Here is an 18,853-nt window from a genome sequence, read left to right on the forward strand (position 1 = left end):
ATCGACTCTAGCCGCCCAAAATTACTTGATGAACTTGGAATCTCATCCAATGCTTGGGTAACCTCAGCAAAAGAGTTTCGCCGCCAATACAGTGGTATTAGTGGTCGTTGGGATGCTATGTGTGATTTTAAAAAACAGCATCATTGTGGTCAATGGTGCAAAGGTAAGGCCAGTAGCGATGCACTTCACCCCTCGCCTTAGTCGTATATAAACTATCTACAATGGTTTGAGATAATTAGTGGCTTCGAATAAACCAAGATACTTTTTCTAATCAATGTCAGTTTGAGTTGACTCGATGATCTAGCAAGCTTCTGTCCATAAATCAGTTATGAACTGTAAATCTCACGCTACATTGAACTTGCTGGCAGAGCATCTGCTATGGGACGTGCAAGCTTCTAAATCAGGATGATTTAGTAGAGCCATCAGGGATGATTTTACGGCGACTTGCAAAGGGACATAGCAGATGAGCTGCATTTTATTAAAGTTAGATTGTTTGCTTTTGGCTGTATGAGCTACCCAAAGCGGCTTTTGTCCAGAAGTTAGTTACGAGCAGTAAACTGCAATCGAAGAGAGTAATAACCTGATGTAGATGCAGCTGTGGACTTCGGTTTCATGGTGAGGTATCACTTAGTGATACTCTTCGAACGGGAGATAGGGATATCGAACTGGCACTTCAACATGAAGGTTGTTTGAAACCGCAGAGCGCCCAGGGATGGACTCTTATGAAATCAAGAGCTAGCGTTCCACAGAAGTATCTACATGTGGGCCTGCTGCAGGCAATAAACACCAATGAAGCTTTGGTACTCAGTAAACTGACAAGTATCAAACCTGCCAGATACCCCCAAAAAGCTACTTGTTACTTGCTAGCAGGCAAGCTCCAAGTAGCTGGTAAGTTTCAAGCCGCTGACAAGGTTAGAAATTAACAAACAAGTTAATGATCATCGCATTGACGATATCGATAAAGAATCCACATACCAAAGGCACGATAATGAAGGCTTTGTGGGCCGCACCGTATTGCTGAGATACTGCGGTCATATTCACAATTGCTGTCGCCGTCGAGCCGAGTGTCACACCACCAAAACCTGAACAGATCACTGCGGCTTCATAATCTTTACCCATCATCCTAAAGACAATAAACACGGTAAAGACAATCGACAAAGTAACTTGTAGTGCCATCACCACCGAGATATACGCAAGACTGCCTTCAAGCTCCCAGATTTTGAGACTCATCAAGGCCATAGTTAAGAACATACCTAAGCAGATGTCTTGAATAAGTGACAAGCCTTTAGAGGCATCCTCAACATAGGTTCTATCTTTCTCTTTATCTCGACTTAAATAAGCGCGGCCAATATTACCTATGATGATACCCGCTAACAGACAGGCGACAAACATGGGCAGTTTAAGCCCTGCACCTTGCAGCCCTAAATCAATAAAGTAACCAATAATCAGGGTAACGTTCAACCATAACCAAGCACGTAAAACACCGAAGTAATCGACCTGAATATGCTTAGTATTATTGTTATGACTGGCACCAATATCTAAATTGTCATCAAGGTTAGGTTTTACCTGATGGCGTTTCATCAAATATGCCGCGATTGGGCCACCGATCACACAAGCTGCAATTAAACCTAAGGTATTTGATGCTATGCCTAGCTCACTGGCATTGGCTATTCCTAAATCCTCAACGAATGTAGGCGTCCAGGCCATAGCGGTTCCCACGCCACCAATAAGAGAGATTGAGCCGCTCATCAAGCCAGCTTTAGGGTCTAAGCCAAATAGTGTAGCAACACTGACGCCCATAAAGTTTTGCAGGAAGATAAAGACACTCGAAAGCACCAATAAGATAAGCAGAGGCTTGCCACCTTTAAGTAAGGTTGCAATATCGGCTTTTAAGCCAATACCGGCAAAGAAATAGAGCAGTAAGATATCTCTTACCTCTAAATTAAACTCTATCTGCAAACCAAAAGCGTAATAGAGGATCCCCACGATAGCTGCGCAAGCAAAACCACCCACTACAGGTTCCGGTATGCTGTATTTACGCAATAACTCATAACGAGAGATGATAGCTTTGCCGATAAACAGCGCAATAATCGCTAAAGTGAATGAGACAAAGTCTTTAATTTCGACTACCTGAGGTTCCATCTAATCGCTTCCTCCAAAAAATGAACGTACAGTTTACATAAAGTTAACAACAAACACATTAGTAGGTGCTTTCTTTTCATTAAGGCTGACTTAGAAGCAACTAAAACAGACCTCAGTCTGAAAATATGGTATTAAATAACGCAAAAAAAGTCATAAGTGAATGGGGCTAAAACTTTAAATGGCATATTAACCGAGCAATCAACACCCTATTGCCGGACAATTTGTTATAAAATCAATTATATCTTTTATCATGGAGAAAAAAACAACATGGCAACATTTTCACTTGCTTTTGGTAGTGCTACAAAAAACAACCAAGGAAAAATCATTGAAGCATTTTTCCCTAATCCACTACTAAATCCAGCTGAATCACTGATAACGGATATCAGCGCGATATTGGACTATCAAGGTGGTAATGAAGTTTTTGAAATTTCATCAGAACAAGCGACCCAACTGGCAGCCATTTTCACTCAGCATGATGATGCAGCCAACGCCAAGTTTTCATCATCTGCAGCACACAGTATTCAACCACTTGTTTTAGTTATCCTTGACCAAGACTCAAAACCTGAGACTGTCGCTGAAGGCTTCTTAAAGCTGCAACTGATTTCTCATCGCTTGATCAAACCACACGGTACTGTGTTAGATGGCATTTTTGGCTTATTACACAATATTGCTTGGACAAATCAGGGTCCTATCGACTTACCTGAATTAGCAGACCGCCAAATTGAAGCCCGATTAGCTGGTGAAGTACTTACTGTTAATTGTGTTGATAAATTCCCTAAGATGACAGATTACGTTGTCCCTGAAGGTGTGCGTATTGCACACACGGCGCGAGTTCGTTTAGGCGCGCATATAGGTAAAGGCACAACAATCATGCATGAAGGTTTTGTTAACTTTAACGCTGGCACAACCGGCGTGAGCATGGTTGAAGGTCGTATCTCTGCCGGTGTTGTCATCGGAGAAGGGACTGATATCGGCGGTGGGGCATCCATTATGGGCACACTCAGCGGCGGTGGACAGCTAGTCATCTCCATGGGTGAAAACTGCTTATTGGGCGCAAATGCCGGTCTTGGTATCCCATTAGGTGATCGTTGTACTCTTGAATCTGGCTTGTATATTACAGCGGGTTCTAAAGTACAGATGTTAGATGCTCAAAACAAACCTTTTGAAGTTGTGAAAGCAAGAGACTTAGCGGGTCAAAATGATCTGTTATTCCGTCGTAATTCAATCACAGGTACGATTGAATGCTTAACCAACAAGACGGCAGTTGAGCTTAATTCGGAACTACATTCAAATAACTAATTTTGCACAGTCGCTTAATTTGAATAAGTTGTACTGAATTATATTAAGGCAGAAGTAGACGTATTTAGCGCTATCTCTGCCTTTTTTGTAGCGGCATAAGGCTTTGAATATAAAAAATTAACCTAATTTCTGGTGTAAATTTGTAAAATAGGAGCGATATGCTTACCAAATGAAAGTGTCATAGAGATACTTTCTCCAGCTTTAAATTTTTGTTTATAGTGTCTTGGTGAGATACGTTTACCGTCCCCCAACAACGCCATAAGCTGATCATGTTGAAAAATTCGGCTGCCCGATGACTGGTTTTCAAGAGTCACAACCGCCCTTCGCTCCCCTTTCTCATTACTCATCAGTACATAGTTAACTACGCTAAAATCACTGATATTCGGTTGAATATCGCTATCGTTAGTAAAGTTGAGCGAGACATCATCGGACACGATACGGTCAACACTAAATACCTCACTTTTACCTTTACCATTGGCTGATAAACAGCTAAAACTGATCAAGGTAGAGAGCACTGCTATGCTTGCTATCAAGTTACGTCTCAAACCAACCTCCTACAAAAATAGATTTATTAGCTTCACAATGAAAACCTTACTGCTTTCATTAATCAGCTCTACGCTTAAAACTGAACGCAAAATCGGACTCACCATGCTCCCTGAAGTAGAGCAACCTCTCTTTTGCTTCTGCCACACTGGGCTGGTGACCTTCTGGTACCCACCAAAGCACATAGTTGGCCTCTTCTAACTTTTCAAACCACTCACTTTTACGCTTCAAAAAATCGATATGGTGAGTCTTAAATAAAAAGGATTTAAGTGACTCAACGGACTCCCAGACTGACAGGTTCACAATCAGCGATGGATCGTCGAAGGCTTGAATACTGGTCGCATCGCCACTTTCGTCCTGTAGTCGCCATACAAAACCTTGGCTGGCTTCAGCAATGGCATTAATGGGCACTAAGTTATCGACAAACTCTTTCATTAAAGGTTCATCCATTGCCGCCTTAGTACGGGCAATATTTATCTGAGCAAGCTGCATTTTCTCTGGCATCTAACGTCCCTATCCATATCGAGCAAATGTAAGTTTACTGACTCTACCTTAATTTAACTGGTGCTTAAATATACGAAACCAACTCAAATGTAATAATTAATAACCAGCTTTTGCGAACAATATGAATCATTTAAACAAAAGAAAAACGCCTTACAATATCAGCTCAATAAAGTAAAACGTGCGCTAGCACAAAGACATAAAGGTATTCAGCCCCTACAATCCTTCGCGGATAATAATTTACAAGTTTCGGTTAAAGATATGGATTCTTTTCAGTGGGATAGCCATTATATTACAGGGCTAAATGATGTTGATGAACAGCACCACAAGCTCGTCAGTTTGATCAATCGATTCGGTTGTCAGATAGCCAGAGATCAACTGGTATTAGAAGATATTGAAGCGGTGCTGAGTGAGCTTTGGGATTATACCCAACATCACTTTTCTGATGAAGAAGCCTTGATGAGACAAAAAGGGGTTGATGCGCGACACGTCGCAGAGCAGATAAAAGACCATCAGTACTTTCTGAATGAAATTTTAGAATACCGCGCCTGCATATCCATACAAAATAGAGAGACATTAAAAGGTTTACTCAAATTTCTGACCCAATGGTTAGCATTTCATATTCTGGGCGCCGACCAGAATATGGCTATGCAGATAGCAGCGATAGACTCAGGTTTAACGCCTGAGCAAGCTTACAATCAAGAGCAGCTACAAAGCAGCAATGCGACCACACCGCTTCTCACCGCCTTAAATGGTCTATTTGAACAGGTATGTACTCAAAATGAGCAACTTAAAAAGCTAAACCAATCCCTTGAAGAGAAGGTCTTAGCACGAACTCAAGCGCTTCTTGATGCCAATTCTCACTTAGAAAAGCTATCAAATACCGACCCATTAACTGGGCTGTATAACCGTCGTTATGCCATGGAGAAGCTAGTCCAGCTCTGGAGCCAGTCACAGACTAATCAGCATAGTTTAGCCTGTATCTTAATTGATGCTGATGACTTTAAGTCGGTCAATGATACATTTGGCCACGATGCTGGCGATACGGTTCTCTGTGAATTAGCCCGCCATTTAACTCATCATTTACGAACCGATGACTTAATCTGCCGCCTTGGGGGAGATGAGTTTATTGTGATCAGCCCTAACACAGGGCTTGCTGATATTAAGCAGTTAGCAGCGAAACTCCATTTCGAGATAGCCAATATAAAAATTGCACTCGGTGGGCATTATTGGCTAAGCAGTATCAGCGTTGGCGTTGCTGTTCAAACGCCCCAGATGACTCACTATCACGAACTGATTAAACAAGCCGATGAGTCGCTGTATCAAGCCAAAGCCAGAGATATTCGTATCGCCTAGTTAGCCAGCTAATCATCCCCAGGCTCAGTGATATCATGATCTTGCTCAGAAGGGTGTAGCTCCCCGCCCTCTAAGCAGGTGGTAAGGAGACTATAACTGGCAGTGTAAAACTAGCTTCATCCTCACTCAAACCTGCTAATCATCCCCAGGCTTAGTGATATCATGATCTTGCTCAGAAGGGTGTAGCTCCCCGCCCTCTAAGCAGGTGGTAAGGAGACTATAACTGGCAGTGTAAAACTAGATTCATCCTCACTCAAACCTGCTAATCATCCCCAGGCTTAGTGATATCATGATCTTGCTCAGAAGAAAGCACCCAAGCCTCTCCTTCTGAGCGTGCAATAATCACCGTACCGCATGCATCACTGTAGACATTAACTGCGGTTCTAAGCATATCCAACACTCTATCTGTGACTAAAAGCAGGCCTATCGCCTCCAGTGGTAATCCTATTGCACTCAATATGACAGTAATGGCCACTAAGCTGGCTGCAGGGATGCCGGCAACACCAATTGAGGTTAATAGAGCCACTAAGACGATGGTGAACTGAGTCACTAAGCCTAGCTCTATGCCATAAGCCTGCGCGATAAACATAGCGGCAACACACTCATAAAGCGCCGTACCATCCATATTGACCGTCGCGCCAAGAGGCAACACAAAACTGGCGGTTTTTCGTGATACTCCGGCGCGTTTTTTTACACACTCCATAGTCAAAGGCAGCGTGGCCGATGAAGATGCGGTAGAGAAAGCCATCAAGATGGCAGGTGACATAACAGTTAATTGCTTTAACGGGCTCACACCTGCAACAAACTTAAGTAAAATAGGAAGCGCGACAAAGGCATGTACAGCGAGCGCAGCCATTACCGTTAACAGAAAAACCAACATGGGCGCAAACGCATCGAAGCCTGTGGCACTCACCGTCTTAGCAATGAGTGCGAATATGCCAATAGGCGCGAACTTAAGAATAAATTGCGTTATTAGCACCATAGTCTTAGACACTCCGCGCCAGAAATCCCTTAGTACTTCTCCCCTACGTCCCTCAACCCGCCCCATGAAAAAGCCAAACAATAAACTGAAGAAGATAAGACCAAGCATCTGGCCTTCTGCTGCTGCCGAAATGATATTAGTTGGGATCATGCGAATAAAAATATCGACTAAATCTTTACCGCCTCTGCCCTCAACCTTAGTCAGACTTGATTCAAGCTCTGCTGTATCTGCATGAAGGTTAAGTAGCTCACCTGCAGGGGCGCCGTCGACCATACCTGGCGTTGTGATGTTGACTATGGTGAGACCAATTAAGATAGCGATTAAACTGGTTGTCACGTAATAACCTAAAGTTTTTAGCCCTAAACGCCCTAGATTGTCCCCCTGATTAAGGCTAGCCATACTGGAGATGATTGATGCCATGATCAAAGGAACAATGACCATTTTAAGGGCATTAAGAAACAGGGTGCCAACAAAACTAAAAACTTGATAAAAGTAGCCTTCAGGAGAGGTCAATAAGCCAACCAAGACAGCGATAACAATCGCTATCATTATCTGCCAATGAAGCTTCATCAGTTACACCTCTAGCCAAATGACTATTAACTCCCTACAAATACTAGCCAAGCACAGAGCATTTCGCTAAATCTGCTAAATATTTAGTGCATTTATCCTTAACCACGACGAACTTGTTAATAAAAAGCATCTCAAACAGACGTTATGTGTACCAGCTCCCCACCTAAGGTTAATGCCACCCCCAGCCTAAGTTATGGCTTTAAGGGGATTAGGTTAAAGTTAACGCTAATTGCCATGGTAGGACTTGTTAGCAGCTTGTATATAACAGAGTATTTTTAGCACTAATGACGGAAGTACAGCTCTAGGGAAGGGGTAAATATTATTAAAATTGAAGGTGCAGACTTATGTTCAAATCTCTATCATCCCGCATATTTGTCGGCTTATTTGCCGGCTTATTGTTAGGAACCATTATTCAATATGGTTTTGCTGGCAGCAGTTTTGCCAACACAACCTTAGTCGATATCGCTTCTGGCGCAGGCAGCATGTTCGTGCAGCTGATCATGATGCTGGTTGTTCCACTCGTTTTCTTCAGTATTGTCACAGGCATTGTTGAGCTACGAGATCTTAAGTCATTTGGTCGTTTAGGCAGCAAAACCTTTGCGCTATATCTAGCTAACACCATAGTGGCTATCATAGTCTCAATCGGTTTGGCCATGTGGATAGCACCTGGCGCGGGTATGCAGCTAGTGGGCGATCAAAATGCCAGCCTGACTTCAACTGAGCTTCCAGGCTTTATCGACATGATAGTCAACATCATCCCGAGCAACCCTGTCCATGCCTTCGCTACGGGGAACATGCTCCAGATCATCTTTATGGCGCTACTCACAGGTGGCATCGTTAAAGCGCTAGGTGATGAAGTTAAGCCTGTTGTGACCTTCTTCCAGCTGGGTAACAAGATCATGCTCAAGATGATCACAGTGGTGATGAGCGTGGCACCTATTGGTGTGTTCGCCCTTATGGTCAAACTCGGTGCGACTTTTGAACCTGAAGCTTTCCTAAGTGTATTTAGTTACATGGCGGTTATCGTGGGTCTACTGGCTTTCTGGGCCCTAGTGGTTTACCCGATGGTGATTGGTATGACAACCAATATCTCAGCTTCTGAGTTTCGCCGTAAAACCCGTGAGCAGTTCCTGTTCTCACTATCAACGGCTAGCTCAAATGCCACGATTCCAGTAACTATGCGTACCTTGACTGAAAAACTTGGCGTTAAGCGCAGCGTCGCAGGTTTCGGTGTCCCTATGGGCGCTACGATGAACATGAGTGGTGCTGCAATTTACATCACTGTGGCCGCCTTCTTCGTCGGTAATGCCTTCGGTGCCCCAATCACTATGGAGCAAGTTCCGGTACTGGCATTTAGTGTGTTCCTATTATCAATCGGCGCTGGCGGTGTACCTGGTGGTGGTATCGTCATGATTGGCGTATTGATCCACCAGATGGGTCTACCTGTAGAAGCGATTGCTTTGGTTGCAGCACTAGACCGTATCATTGATATGTTCTGTACCAGTACCAATGTTGTAGGAGACTCAGCAGTTGTGACTATGGTCGATCACAGCGAAAAAGTAGAAGAAGCTAACGTCAATGCACCTGTAAAATCTTAATTAAACAGCTAATTCTTAATCATTGATAATAAAAAGGCACCTTAGGGTGCCTTTTTTCATTACCTATATCCCCCTCTTCGATTACAGCGCTAAAGATTACTTTCCCCTTTTTATCTCAACACTTAGCTATTTTAAAAGCACTTGTATAGAGCAAGCCTCCACGCGTCATTAAACAACACCAACAAGCTACAGAGTAAAAAACAAGCTATTCAAACTTAAAACCTCATGCTATGTTAAATAAATGTAAGCGGTTACATTTATTGGTAACCTCACATTAAATCTGTTTAGCCACCCTATATGTAGCTTGCTAAAAGCTGAAATTATCGCCATTAAGAGCCGGACTATGACAATTCAAACTAACACTGTGGGTACAAGTTCCTCTTCAAAGACCAATGAGCATCTATCACTTAAAGAGAAGTGTGGATATGCCATGGGGGATGTGGCGTCTAATTTTTACTGGCGAGTATTCGATGTTTTTCTTTTCATCTTCTACACAGATGTATTTGGGCTATCGCCTGCTGCCGTCGGGACCATGATGCTAGTCACACGTCTCATCGATGCCTTTTCCGATCCTTTAATGGGCGCACTCGCTGACAGAACTCAAACTCGATTTGGCAAATTCCGCCCCTATTTAATTTGGGGCATTTTACCTATTGCTGCAGCGGGCGTGCTCACCTTCACAGTGCCGGACCTAAATGACTCAGGCAAACTTATCTGGGCTTATGCCACCTATATCTTCATGATGTTGGCTTACACCTTCATTAATGTCCCTTATGGCGCCCTACTCGGTGTGATAACCGGTGATACACAAAGCCGTACAACATTGACCAGCTTTCGTTTTATTGGCGCATTCTCGGGTGGTACCTTAGTCGCCTACCTCACCCCTGAGCTTGTAAGCTGGCTCGGGGGTGATAATGTTGAGTTAGGCTGGCAGCTGACAATGGGCCTATATGGCATTGTTGCAGCGCTGCTATTTAGTCTCTCTTTTTTCACTACGAAAGAGCGTATCTCTCCAGCGGCCAACCAAAGCACGCCTATCAAGCAAGATATTAAGGATCTATTTAATAATCGCCCTTGGATAATTCTATTTTCCCTAGCACTGATCATTATGATGACCATCTCACTAAGGGGCAGTACCGGGACTTTCTACTTTAAGTATTATGTCGGTCGTAAAGACTTAATTGGCAGTTTTGCCATGGTATATATGTTGTCTCTGGCAACCGGAGCGGCTTTAACCCCTCTGCTGACCCGTTATATGGATAAACGTAACCTACTATTTGTTTTGATGTCTTTAGTGACTATCTTCTCGGCGTTATTTTACTTTGTGCCTAGCGATAACATCCCGCTGATTTTTGCCCTACAGATAGCCATAGGCCTATGTCTCGGCCCTAAGTCTCCGTTGGTATTCTCTATGTATGCTGATACCGCAGACTTTTCAGAATGGAAAAATGGCAGACGGGCTACAGCAATGATTTTTTCTGCCGCATCATTTGCACAAAAGCTGGGAGGAGCGCTAGCGGGTGCCATGATAGGCTACCTACTCTCTTCAATGGGCTATGTGGCGAACCAAACTCAAAGCGCTAGCTCTGAGCAGAGTATCGTCTTGCTGATGACAGCCATACCCGCCCTGTTTGCCCTCTTATCGCTGTTTATCATTCGCCTATATCCACTCAATGACAGCAAGCTTAATGAACTACAAGATGTGTTATCTGCACGTTCAGCTAAAGCGAAAACAAGTTAATGTCGGAATACCCTATGAATAACCAAGCGCCTTTCTCATGTGTTGATCACGCATTGTACCTTCATGATCCAAAGAGCATGCCTAAAGCAAGCGGCTTTCTTTGGAATCCATCAATGATGTTACAGATGAACTGCAGAGGTTATGCGACTGCACAATTTATGCAGCCAGAGCCAGCAAAGTACGCTCATGGCCCAGCCCTTGAAGCCAAAACGTTTATGCAGCCTGAACACAGTTTCTACGCTCATCATCCGGCGCGCTTTTTTTACATCAAAGATGAAGATTCTAAAAAACTATTTTCAGCCCCTTTTGAGCCTGTGCGCCAGGACGCTAACCAGTACCAATTCACCGTACAGGCAGACAAGATAAAGTGGTTGATCAATTTTGATGATATAGAGATTGAGATAACACTTAATTTATCTGCAACCGATATTGTGGAGATGTGGCTGGTAACTCTTAAAAATGAAGCAGCCAAACCAAGAAATATCAGCTTCTATCCCTACTTCACTATTGGCAATATGTCTTGGATGAACCAAGGCGCTGATTTCGATACCGATCTCAATGCGATAGTCGCAAGCAGCGTAACCCCCTATCAGAAGGTCAGTGACTACCCTCGCCAAAAAGGGTTTAAAGACCTCACTTTTCTACTCGCTGACCGAGTCCCTTGTGCCTGGACATCACACCAGGCGAGCTTTGAAGGAGAAGGCGGTCTACATAACCCGGACAATATAGCCGCACAATACCTGTCACAAGAAGCTAGCCTATACGAAGCGCCTATCGCGGTTTATCAATATCGCTTAACGCTGGATAAGCAACAAACTGAACGCTTCAAATTTGTCTTTGGACCCGCCAAAGATAAAACCGAGATAGCTAAGATCAAACAGACTTACTTAGATACACAAGGCGGTTTCGAGCAGCAACAAGTGGCTTATAAAGCCTATATCGCCAACTACAAAGCCTGTATGCATATAGAAACGCCGGAGCCGCTTTTTAACCAAGTATTTAACCTCTGGCTACCAAGGCAGATGTATTACCATGGCGATGTAAATCGGTTAAGTACAGATCCGCAAACCCGAAACTATCTGCAAGATAATATGGGGATGAGTTATATCGCCCCTGAACGCAGCCGCTCAGCCTTTCTTAAAGCGCTATCACAGCAGCAAGTCAGTGGTGCTATGCCCGATGGTATTTTATTGAGCGCCGATGCTGAGCTTAAATATATCAACCAAATCCCTCATACCGATCACTGTGTATGGCTCCCTATCTGTATTTTGGCCTACCTCAATGAAACCGGAGATTTGTCACTGTTAAAGGAGAAGCTCCCCTATGCTGATGCGCCGCAGTCAGAGTCCGTTTTTCTGCATGTCAGTAAGGCATTAAACTGGCTTGTAGAGCATAGAGATAGCCGAGGCTTGAGCTATATCAATCAGGGTGATTGGTGCGATCCCATGAATATGGTGGGTTATAAGGGCAAAGGGGTATCAAGCTGGTTATCGCTAGCCACCGCCTATGCACTTAACCAATGGGCAGAACTCGCCCACCAGCTTGGCCACCATCAAATAGTTGATGATTACCTGACACAAGCTGCAGAGATAAACCAAGCGGTAAATCAACACTGTTGGGATGGTCATTGGTTCGCCCGGGGGATCACCGACGACAACCGTTTATTTGGTGTACAAGCAGAGAGTGAAGGACGCATCTACTTAAACCCTCAAAGTTGGGCCATGATGAGCGGCGCGGCTGATGAGGTGCAGCAGGCGAGCTTATGCAGGGCGATAGATGAACAACTGATGACCCCTTTTGGCCCTATGATGCTGGCTCCTTCCTATACTCAGATGCAAACAGATATCGGCCGACTGACTCAGAAGTTTCCTGGAACTGCCGAAAATGGCTCAGTGTATAACCATGCTAGCGTTTTTTATGCATGGAGCCTCTGCAAGCTGGGTAAACATCAACAGGCATTTGAACTACTTGTCCAGATGCTCCCCAACTTCCAAGATGCGATTTATCGAGGACAGTTGCCTAACTTTATTCCTAACTACTATCGCGGAGCTTACCATCAATACCCAAAAACGGCAGGAAGAAGTAGTCAGCTATTTAACACTGGTACTTTAGCTTGGTATTACCGCTGTTTTGTTGAAGAGATCATAGGAATTAAAGGCGATCTCAATGGGCTAATTATCAATCCGCACCTACCAAAACAGTGGCCATCTATCAGCCTGGAGCGCAAATTTCGCGGCGCCATATTTCATATCTCTATCAAACAAGTTCCATTAACCGCTGGCTCACCAACAACACCCCTTATCACGGTCAATGGTAAACTGATAAGTGGCAATCGCATCGATAATTTTAAAGCGGGTGAGCAATATACAGTTACTGTCGATGTGCCTACAAACTTAACCATGACCCAGAGTAAGGCCACATGAATATGAGCAGTTATCAGCAAGTATCATGGAACTTGGTATCATGGAACTTGGTATTAGTGTACTTGGTATTAATGCCCTTGGTATTAGTGCTTAGCAGCTTATTAAGCTCGCAAAGCCATGCATATGAGGCACCTTGGACCAAACAAGCACCACAAATTGATGGAAAGGCCGATGATACCGCTTGGTCTAAGGCTGCATGGCATCAGCTCGATCATCACATCGATGGAGAACGGCCTAGTGTGGATGATTTTAGTGGACGATTTAAAGTTCTCTGGGATCAAGACAAACTTTATCTACTTGCTGAGATCACCGACGACATATTAATAGACCGCTATGCCGATCCGCTGTACCGATATTGGGATGATGACTGTTTAGAGTTATTTATCGACGAAGATATCTCTGGGGGAGATCACCAATTTAACTTTAATGCTTTTGCCTATCACGTGGCACTCGACAATCAGGTTGTCGATATAGCCCCTCCCCTATCATCAGAGGCTGGATCAGTTCATACCAACTTTGTCTTGTTAAATCAGCATATCAACAGCGTATGGAAGCGCGATGAACACGTACCTCATAAAGTCATCTGGGAGCTCGCAGTCCACGTCTATGATGATACGTTTAGTATGGAGCCTAGGGTAAATAAGCCGAGCAAGCCGGTAAAGCTTTTTCAAGGCAAAAAGATGGGATTTATGCTGGCCTATTGCGATAACGATGGCAGCGAATCACGGGAGCACTTTATGGGCTCTCACGCCATCAAGCCTGTTAATGGCAGCAAGAATTTAGGCTATATCACAGCAGATGTGTTTGGTGAGCTTCACTTAGTTAAATAGCGAGCAAAATATGAGCCTATTGGCGACAAAAAGTGCCCGTATAATTTAACTCGGTTTATGGTGCTTAGTGATAAATCTATCTAACTGATTGGCAAACGCCTGACGCTCACTCTGGCCGAGCGCAGCAGGGCCACCTGTCTGTACGCCACTGGCTCGCATAGTATCCATAAAGTCGCGCATATTGAGTATCGACTTGATATTTTGCTCGGTATACAACTCACCACGTGGGTTGAGTGCTATACCACCTTTATCGATAACTTCTGATGCTAAGGGAATATCGGCCGTGATCACCAGATCGCCAGCATCAAGGCGCTTAACTATCTCATCATCAGCCACATCAAAGCCTGAAGGCACAGTGACCATCTTTATAAAGCGAGATGGAGGCACACGCATCGAGTGATTAGCCACAAGCGTGACCTCCACTTTAGCTCTATCTGCTGCCCTAAATAGGGTTTCTTTAATTACGCCGGGACACGCATCGGCATCGACCCAAATTTTCATGTTATCTCCTTTTCCTCTATCTCTTTATCATAAGCAAAAGGCGTAGCGCACAGATAGAAGAAACCGCCATGCTCGGCAGCCTTTATCGATTAATAAGGCTTTAGCTTTAATGGGCGGCACCTTAGCACAAAGCGCCTCTCAAAACACTAAAGCCCTGCGCTTACTTTACACTGTAGCCCTTAGCTTCAAGACAAGCTGAACTTGCCTTAAGGTAGTTCTCAGTCCCCTGAGTATTAGCCAGCTGTACTGACTGATTTTCAGCAGCTTGCGCTTGAGCCTGTTGCTGAGCGGCATTTTGCTCAGCCTGTGCCTGTTGCTCAGCAGCCTGAGCATTTGAACGCCTACTCTGGCGGCGGCCAGCTATAGCGCCTACAGCAGCGCCCGTTGCGGCTGCATCGCTACGGTCTTCATCACCAATTTCAGCGATAACGGCGCCAGCAGCAGCGCCAGCCATCGCGCCGCGCATTCCTGAGCCACTGTCAGAACCTTGCTCTACGCTTTGAGTAGTGCTTGTCGGTGCTGCATAGCTAATAGATTCTGCCACTTGTGGATTTTCAGGATCAAAGCCCGTCTCCTCAACAGCCCAAGCATGACAACTTTGCTTGTCTATACTTTGCTGCTCCTTGCTCTGTCCATCTTCTGGAAAGATATACTGCTCAGCATTAACAGCCGTTGAGAAGCAAAGTGCTAAACCTGAAATAGCTAACGCAGAAAGCGTCAGTGATGAGGTACGTAAAACCTGTGATAAAGATGATTTCATAAGGGTATCCTTTTAAAAGATGAAAGCTCAGGACAACAACAAAATGAACCTGAATGCTAAGCGCAGTAGTCTGATAACCACTTGAGTGTTAATACTCCAGTGACACGCTGCTAGGCTCAGAAAAAGATGATGAGCCGTTTATTGTGCTCATCGGATAGGAGAGATATTAGACAAAACGAAGTAAAACAAAAACAGCAACAAAAGAAACAAAGAGTTCCATTAATAGGAACTCATAACAAAGTTCACAGCAATGAATGTCTAGATTAAAAACCGCGTCGTTGCAGGAAGGGTTGCGCTTGGCATATCAGATTGTTCAAGCTCAGTAACCGCAAAATCGATAAAGCGCCGTACGACTAATGGCATAAATTGGTTACTGCGATACATTATCCAGCTGTGAAGTTGATAGACGACCCTCTCTTCACACAGAGGAATAAGCTTGTTATGGCTCACGAGTAACGCCCCTAAATGTACAGGTAATGCAGCAATCCCTAAGCCTGAAACACAGGCATCAATCAAGACTTGTACGTCATTGGTAACCAGTACGGTATCCAGCTTCTTCGGGTCAAAACCAGGCGCTAAACTGTGTTTAAACACTTTACCGCTGGGCAGACGTGTTTGAATATACTTAAGGCCGTCGAGCTGTGAGAAATCCTTCGGAACACCGACGCCACCAAATTCGGCGCCATCAAAGAATGAGGGAGCAGCGTAGAGTTTGAGTTTTGCCGTTTTGATTCGCCTAGCTATCAAGCTGCTATCTTCTAGCTCTTCACCAAAGCTAAAGCCGATATCGATATGTTGTTGAGAGAGGTTCAACTCCTCATTAGTGGTGATAAGTTCAGCTTTGACTTGGGGATACTTACCCATAAATTGATACACAGTGTTAGCCAACAACAGTGAATGAGCATTGGCTACCATCTGAACTCTTAGCTCACCAGATACCTCTTTTGTAGGTTCGGCAAGTTCAGTCAATGTTTGCTCAAGCTCAGCCAACATGGACTTCGACTTTTGATAAAAGACCTGCCCCTGTTCAGTTAAGCGCATCGATTTAGGTTCACGAGTAAAGAGCTTGGCACCAATTTCAGACTCTAGCGCCTTAATACGGCGACTAATATTAGACTTAGCTAGATCTAAGGTGTCAGAGGTTTTAACTAAGCTGCCACTCTCGACCACCTGCTGAAATAATTTGATATCTTCTGTCTTCAAACTTCACCCTTAAATCACATATACCATCTCTCTAAGGTACTTCATGTTCCAAAAAACTGACACATAAATCTGTGTTGTTCTATATTTTGAAACTCTTCAGTTAAATAAACAATTAGCTTATGAGCTCATCATCGGCTAAGTCAGCTCAGGTTTATGGGCATTGGGAGAGCACACTTATTAAGAGAGAATCGGACTTAGAAAAGAATAGGAAGTAGGAAGGTAACAGTGCTTTTCATAAATGGATAAGGCTGTTGCAAGGCAATAAACCGCAAACTAGCATGTTCACAGCTGCGGGGATATGAAGAGCTTAAGCGAAAGCTATTGAGTTGAGAAAAGATTAGCCGCTAAATATTGAGTCACTCAATACTTGTTCACAAAGCGCTTATTTAGAAGGTGTTTCAATAAACACTGAAAGTGAGCTTAGTAAACATCAGCTCACTCACTAATCGCCTAACTCTAAAATTTCACTGCGGTAGATATCAACTGAGCTATCAGCTTCAATGCCTATTCTATTATCTGAGAATACATTAATCTCGATATCTTTTAATTGCTGGCCCTTTTCATCAAAAATATTAGTAATGATGATTGATGAATTGGCCTTTCTGGTAAGTACGAGCATATGACCTCCCTGTATAAAAAGCTCTTCATAGGTGTAGCAATGAAGTCAGAAATTAGCAAGAAATAGCATAAAGCAGGTACATGACAAAGACATGTAGCTATTAAATATTATCGGCCGCTAAAGATAAAAAAGCCCCCACTCTCACAGCGAAGAGTAGGGGTAAAAGGAAATTTTTACCCAGTAACCACCTAGATCAAGGCTAATCCTTCAGACTATGCCGTGACCATTGAAAGAAAGACTAAGCCTAGCCCAACAGGGGCAACATAGCGGATTAAGAAATACCACACCTGATAAGCGATAGGCATCTCATCTCCATTAAGCTCATCAAATGTGATGGTTTTAGGTAATATCCAGCCTACGAATATACCGACGAAGATACTGCACAGTGGCATCATTAAGGTGGTGATGAAAAAATCAAAAACATCAAAGAAGGTTTTACCAGCAAACTTATCGATAAAGCCCAGAGGATGAACACCAGATAAAATATTGAATGAGAAGATTGAGAGTAGGCCTAAAGCCCAGCTCAGGCAGCCACAAGCGACAGCCGCTTTACGCCGAGACCATGATGTTTTCTCTCTGAGCCAAGCAACTGCACATTCCATCATAGAGATAGCCGATGTTAACGCTGCAAAAAACAGTAGTAAGAAAAACATTGGGCCGATAACACCACCGCCCGGCATCTGGTTAAAAGCAAAAGGTAGCGTCATAAACACGAGCCCTGGCCCACCGCTTGGGTCCATGCCATAGGCGAACACAATCGGGAATATCGCCATACCAGCTAGCAGCGCCACAAGTGTATCTGCGGTGATTATCGTCAGTGATGCACGGGGAATATTGGTCTTACGATCTAAATAAGCGCCGTATGCCATCAAGTTTGTGATCCCGACTCCTATCGAGAAAAATGCTTGGCCTATGGCATCGAGCACAACATCTGAATCTATTTTGGAGAAATCTGGAACAAACAGGAACTGAGCCGCCCGGTTAAAGTCGCCTTGAATAGCCGCAAAAATAACTAAACCCACCAGCATAATAAATAGTGCGGGCATCAACACCTTCACCGCTTTTTCGATACCCGCTTTTATCCCACGTGCAGACACGAATACCGTGATAAGCAGAAAAGCGCTGGCCCAGAGAAATAGCTCGCCAGCACTGGCATTTAGTCCATCGAAAGTGGCCTGCATCGCTGCATAATCGGCATTGGCAATCTCACCACTCCCTGACTTAAACACGTAGGCAATCGTCCATCCCCCTACAACGGTATAAAAAGAGAAGATGAGAATTGCGGCCGCAACCCCAAATAAGCCCATCCAGCGCCAGTTTAATGATTTCCCAGCTTCTTTCGCCACAGCAGAAATCGCGTTAGGTGGGCTCATCTGACCGCGACGGCCGACCAATAACTCTGCCATTAATATGGGAAGTACGATGACTAATACAGCCAGAATGTAGATAAGTACGAAAGCGCCGCCACCATTTTCACCCGCCGCATAGGGAAAGCGCCAGATATTGGCTAAACCCACTGCGGAGCCCACTGCGGCAAAGAGGAAGCCTAATTTAGATGACCACTGTTCATGTTGTGTTGATTGCTGCATGTCCTGCCTCGCTTTATTGTTATTTGCCTGCCTGCTTATCACGAGTCAAGGTGTGAGCAAGAGAGGCTAGCTCTTTTATCAGAGTCTCTGCGTAGGTAATGCTGAAACGGTAAACCTGAGGGTTAAATACGTTAATTAAGCTGATGTGCGATGTCGCACGAACTGCTCACGCTAACCTATTGCATTAAAAAGGTAT

16 protein-coding genes and 1 pseudogene are annotated in these 18,853 nt (G+C 44.2%); 8 read left to right on the top strand and 9 right to left on the bottom strand.

The window, feature by feature from the left end:
- Together BM736_RS22895 and BM736_RS22900 are read left to right on the top strand one after the other, a co-directional pair.
- Positions 1-201, top strand: a pseudogene (locus tag BM736_RS22895) (alpha-amylase family glycosyl hydrolase); the annotation flags it as partial.
- Between the two features lie 521 nt (positions 202-722).
- A complete protein-coding gene (locus BM736_RS22900; protein ID WP_076416602.1) occupies positions 723-923 on the top strand; it encodes a hypothetical protein in 201 nt (66 codons plus the stop codon).
- On the opposite strand, the gene gltS is transcribed toward BM736_RS22900, so the two are convergent.
- Entirely contained in the window at positions 913-2,142 is a 1,230-nt protein-coding gene (gltS, locus tag BM736_RS22905; RefSeq protein WP_076416603.1) for a sodium/glutamate symporter, read from the bottom strand. The genes BM736_RS22900 and gltS overlap by 11 nt on opposite strands.
- Positions 2,143-2,409: 267 nt before the next feature.
- Here gltS and dapD point away from each other — a divergent pair, with 267 nt between their 5' ends.
- Complete coding sequence (gene dapD, locus BM736_RS22910) at positions 2,410-3,441, top strand: 2,3,4,5-tetrahydropyridine-2,6-dicarboxylate N-succinyltransferase (protein ID WP_076416604.1); 1,032 nt, start codon at positions 2,410-2,412, stop codon at positions 3,439-3,441.
- A 122-nt stretch (positions 3,442-3,563) separates the two neighbouring features.
- Here the strand turns inward: dapD and BM736_RS22915 are convergent, their stop codons facing one another.
- Together BM736_RS22915 and BM736_RS22920 are read right to left on the bottom strand one after the other, a co-directional pair.
- Complete coding sequence (locus BM736_RS22915; protein ID WP_256717995.1) at positions 3,564-3,986, bottom strand: hypothetical protein; 423 nt, start codon at positions 3,984-3,986, stop codon at positions 3,564-3,566.
- Between the two features lie 58 nt (positions 3,987-4,044).
- Positions 4,045-4,476, bottom strand: coding sequence for a DUF3291 domain-containing protein (locus BM736_RS22920; protein ID WP_076416650.1), 432 nt, complete (start codon positions 4,474-4,476; stop codon positions 4,045-4,047).
- A gap of 270 nt (positions 4,477-4,746) precedes the next feature.
- Here BM736_RS22920 and BM736_RS22925 point away from each other — a divergent pair, with 270 nt between their 5' ends.
- Positions 4,747-5,841: a GGDEF domain-containing protein gene (locus BM736_RS22925; RefSeq protein WP_076416605.1), complete on the top strand. Its 1,095-nt coding sequence runs from the start codon at positions 4,747-4,749 to the stop codon at positions 5,839-5,841.
- 262 nt (positions 5,842-6,103) lie between these two features.
- On the opposite strand, the gene BM736_RS22930 is transcribed toward BM736_RS22925, so the two are convergent.
- A complete protein-coding gene (locus BM736_RS22930) occupies positions 6,104-7,393 on the bottom strand; it encodes a dicarboxylate/amino acid:cation symporter (protein WP_076416606.1) in 1,290 nt (429 codons plus the stop codon).
- Positions 7,394-7,737: 344 nt separating this feature from the next.
- On the opposite strand from BM736_RS22930, the gene BM736_RS22935 reads away from it, so the two are divergent.
- The 4 genes from BM736_RS22935 (at position 7,738) to BM736_RS22950 (ending at position 13,985) form a co-directional block, all read left to right on the top strand.
- On the top strand, positions 7,738-8,991 hold the full coding sequence (locus BM736_RS22935; protein WP_076416607.1) for a dicarboxylate/amino acid:cation symporter: 1,254 nt from the start codon (positions 7,738-7,740) through the stop codon (positions 8,989-8,991).
- Positions 8,992-9,334: 343 nt separating this feature from the next.
- Positions 9,335-10,732, top strand: a complete 1,398-nt coding sequence (locus tag BM736_RS22940) for an MFS transporter (protein ID WP_076416608.1) — start codon at positions 9,335-9,337, stop codon at positions 10,730-10,732.
- Positions 10,733-10,746: 14 nt separating this feature from the next.
- A complete protein-coding gene (locus BM736_RS22945; protein WP_076416609.1) occupies positions 10,747-13,155 on the top strand; it encodes a GH36-type glycosyl hydrolase domain-containing protein in 2,409 nt (802 codons plus the stop codon).
- A gap of 71 nt (positions 13,156-13,226) precedes the next feature.
- Positions 13,227-13,985 carry a sugar-binding protein gene (locus BM736_RS22950; RefSeq protein ID WP_076416651.1) on the top strand — a complete coding sequence of 253 codons (759 nt, stop codon included), beginning with the start codon at positions 13,227-13,229 and terminating at the stop codon, positions 13,983-13,985.
- A gap of 45 nt (positions 13,986-14,030) precedes the next feature.
- Here the strand turns inward: BM736_RS22950 and BM736_RS22955 are convergent, their stop codons facing one another.
- From BM736_RS22955 to BM736_RS22975, 5 genes are all read right to left on the bottom strand, one after another.
- A complete protein-coding gene (locus BM736_RS22955) occupies positions 14,031-14,486 on the bottom strand; it encodes a YaiI/YqxD family protein (protein ID WP_076416610.1) in 456 nt (151 codons plus the stop codon).
- 160 nt (positions 14,487-14,646) lie between these two features.
- The gene (locus BM736_RS22960) at positions 14,647-15,246 is read right to left on the bottom strand and encodes a glycine zipper domain-containing protein (protein WP_076416611.1); all 600 of its coding nucleotides are present in this window, start codon (positions 15,244-15,246) and stop codon (positions 14,647-14,649) included.
- Positions 15,247-15,504: 258 nt separating this feature from the next.
- Positions 15,505-16,449 carry a LysR family transcriptional regulator gene (locus BM736_RS22965; RefSeq protein WP_076416612.1) on the bottom strand — a complete coding sequence of 315 codons (945 nt, stop codon included), beginning with the start codon at positions 16,447-16,449 and terminating at the stop codon, positions 15,505-15,507.
- 442 nt (positions 16,450-16,891) lie between these two features.
- Positions 16,892-17,068, bottom strand: a complete 177-nt coding sequence (locus tag BM736_RS22970) for a carbon storage regulator (RefSeq protein ID WP_076416613.1) — start codon at positions 17,066-17,068, stop codon at positions 16,892-16,894.
- Positions 17,069-17,280: 212 nt separating this feature from the next.
- The gene (locus tag BM736_RS22975; protein ID WP_076416614.1) at positions 17,281-18,657 is read right to left on the bottom strand and encodes a sodium-dependent transporter; all 1,377 of its coding nucleotides are present in this window, start codon (positions 18,655-18,657) and stop codon (positions 17,281-17,283) included.
- Between the last annotated feature and the right edge of the window lie 196 nt (positions 18,658-18,853).

This window comes from Shewanella sp. UCD-KL12 (genome assembly GCF_001957125.1).
In the GTDB taxonomy this organism is placed as follows: domain Bacteria; phylum Pseudomonadota; class Gammaproteobacteria; order Enterobacterales; family Shewanellaceae; genus Shewanella.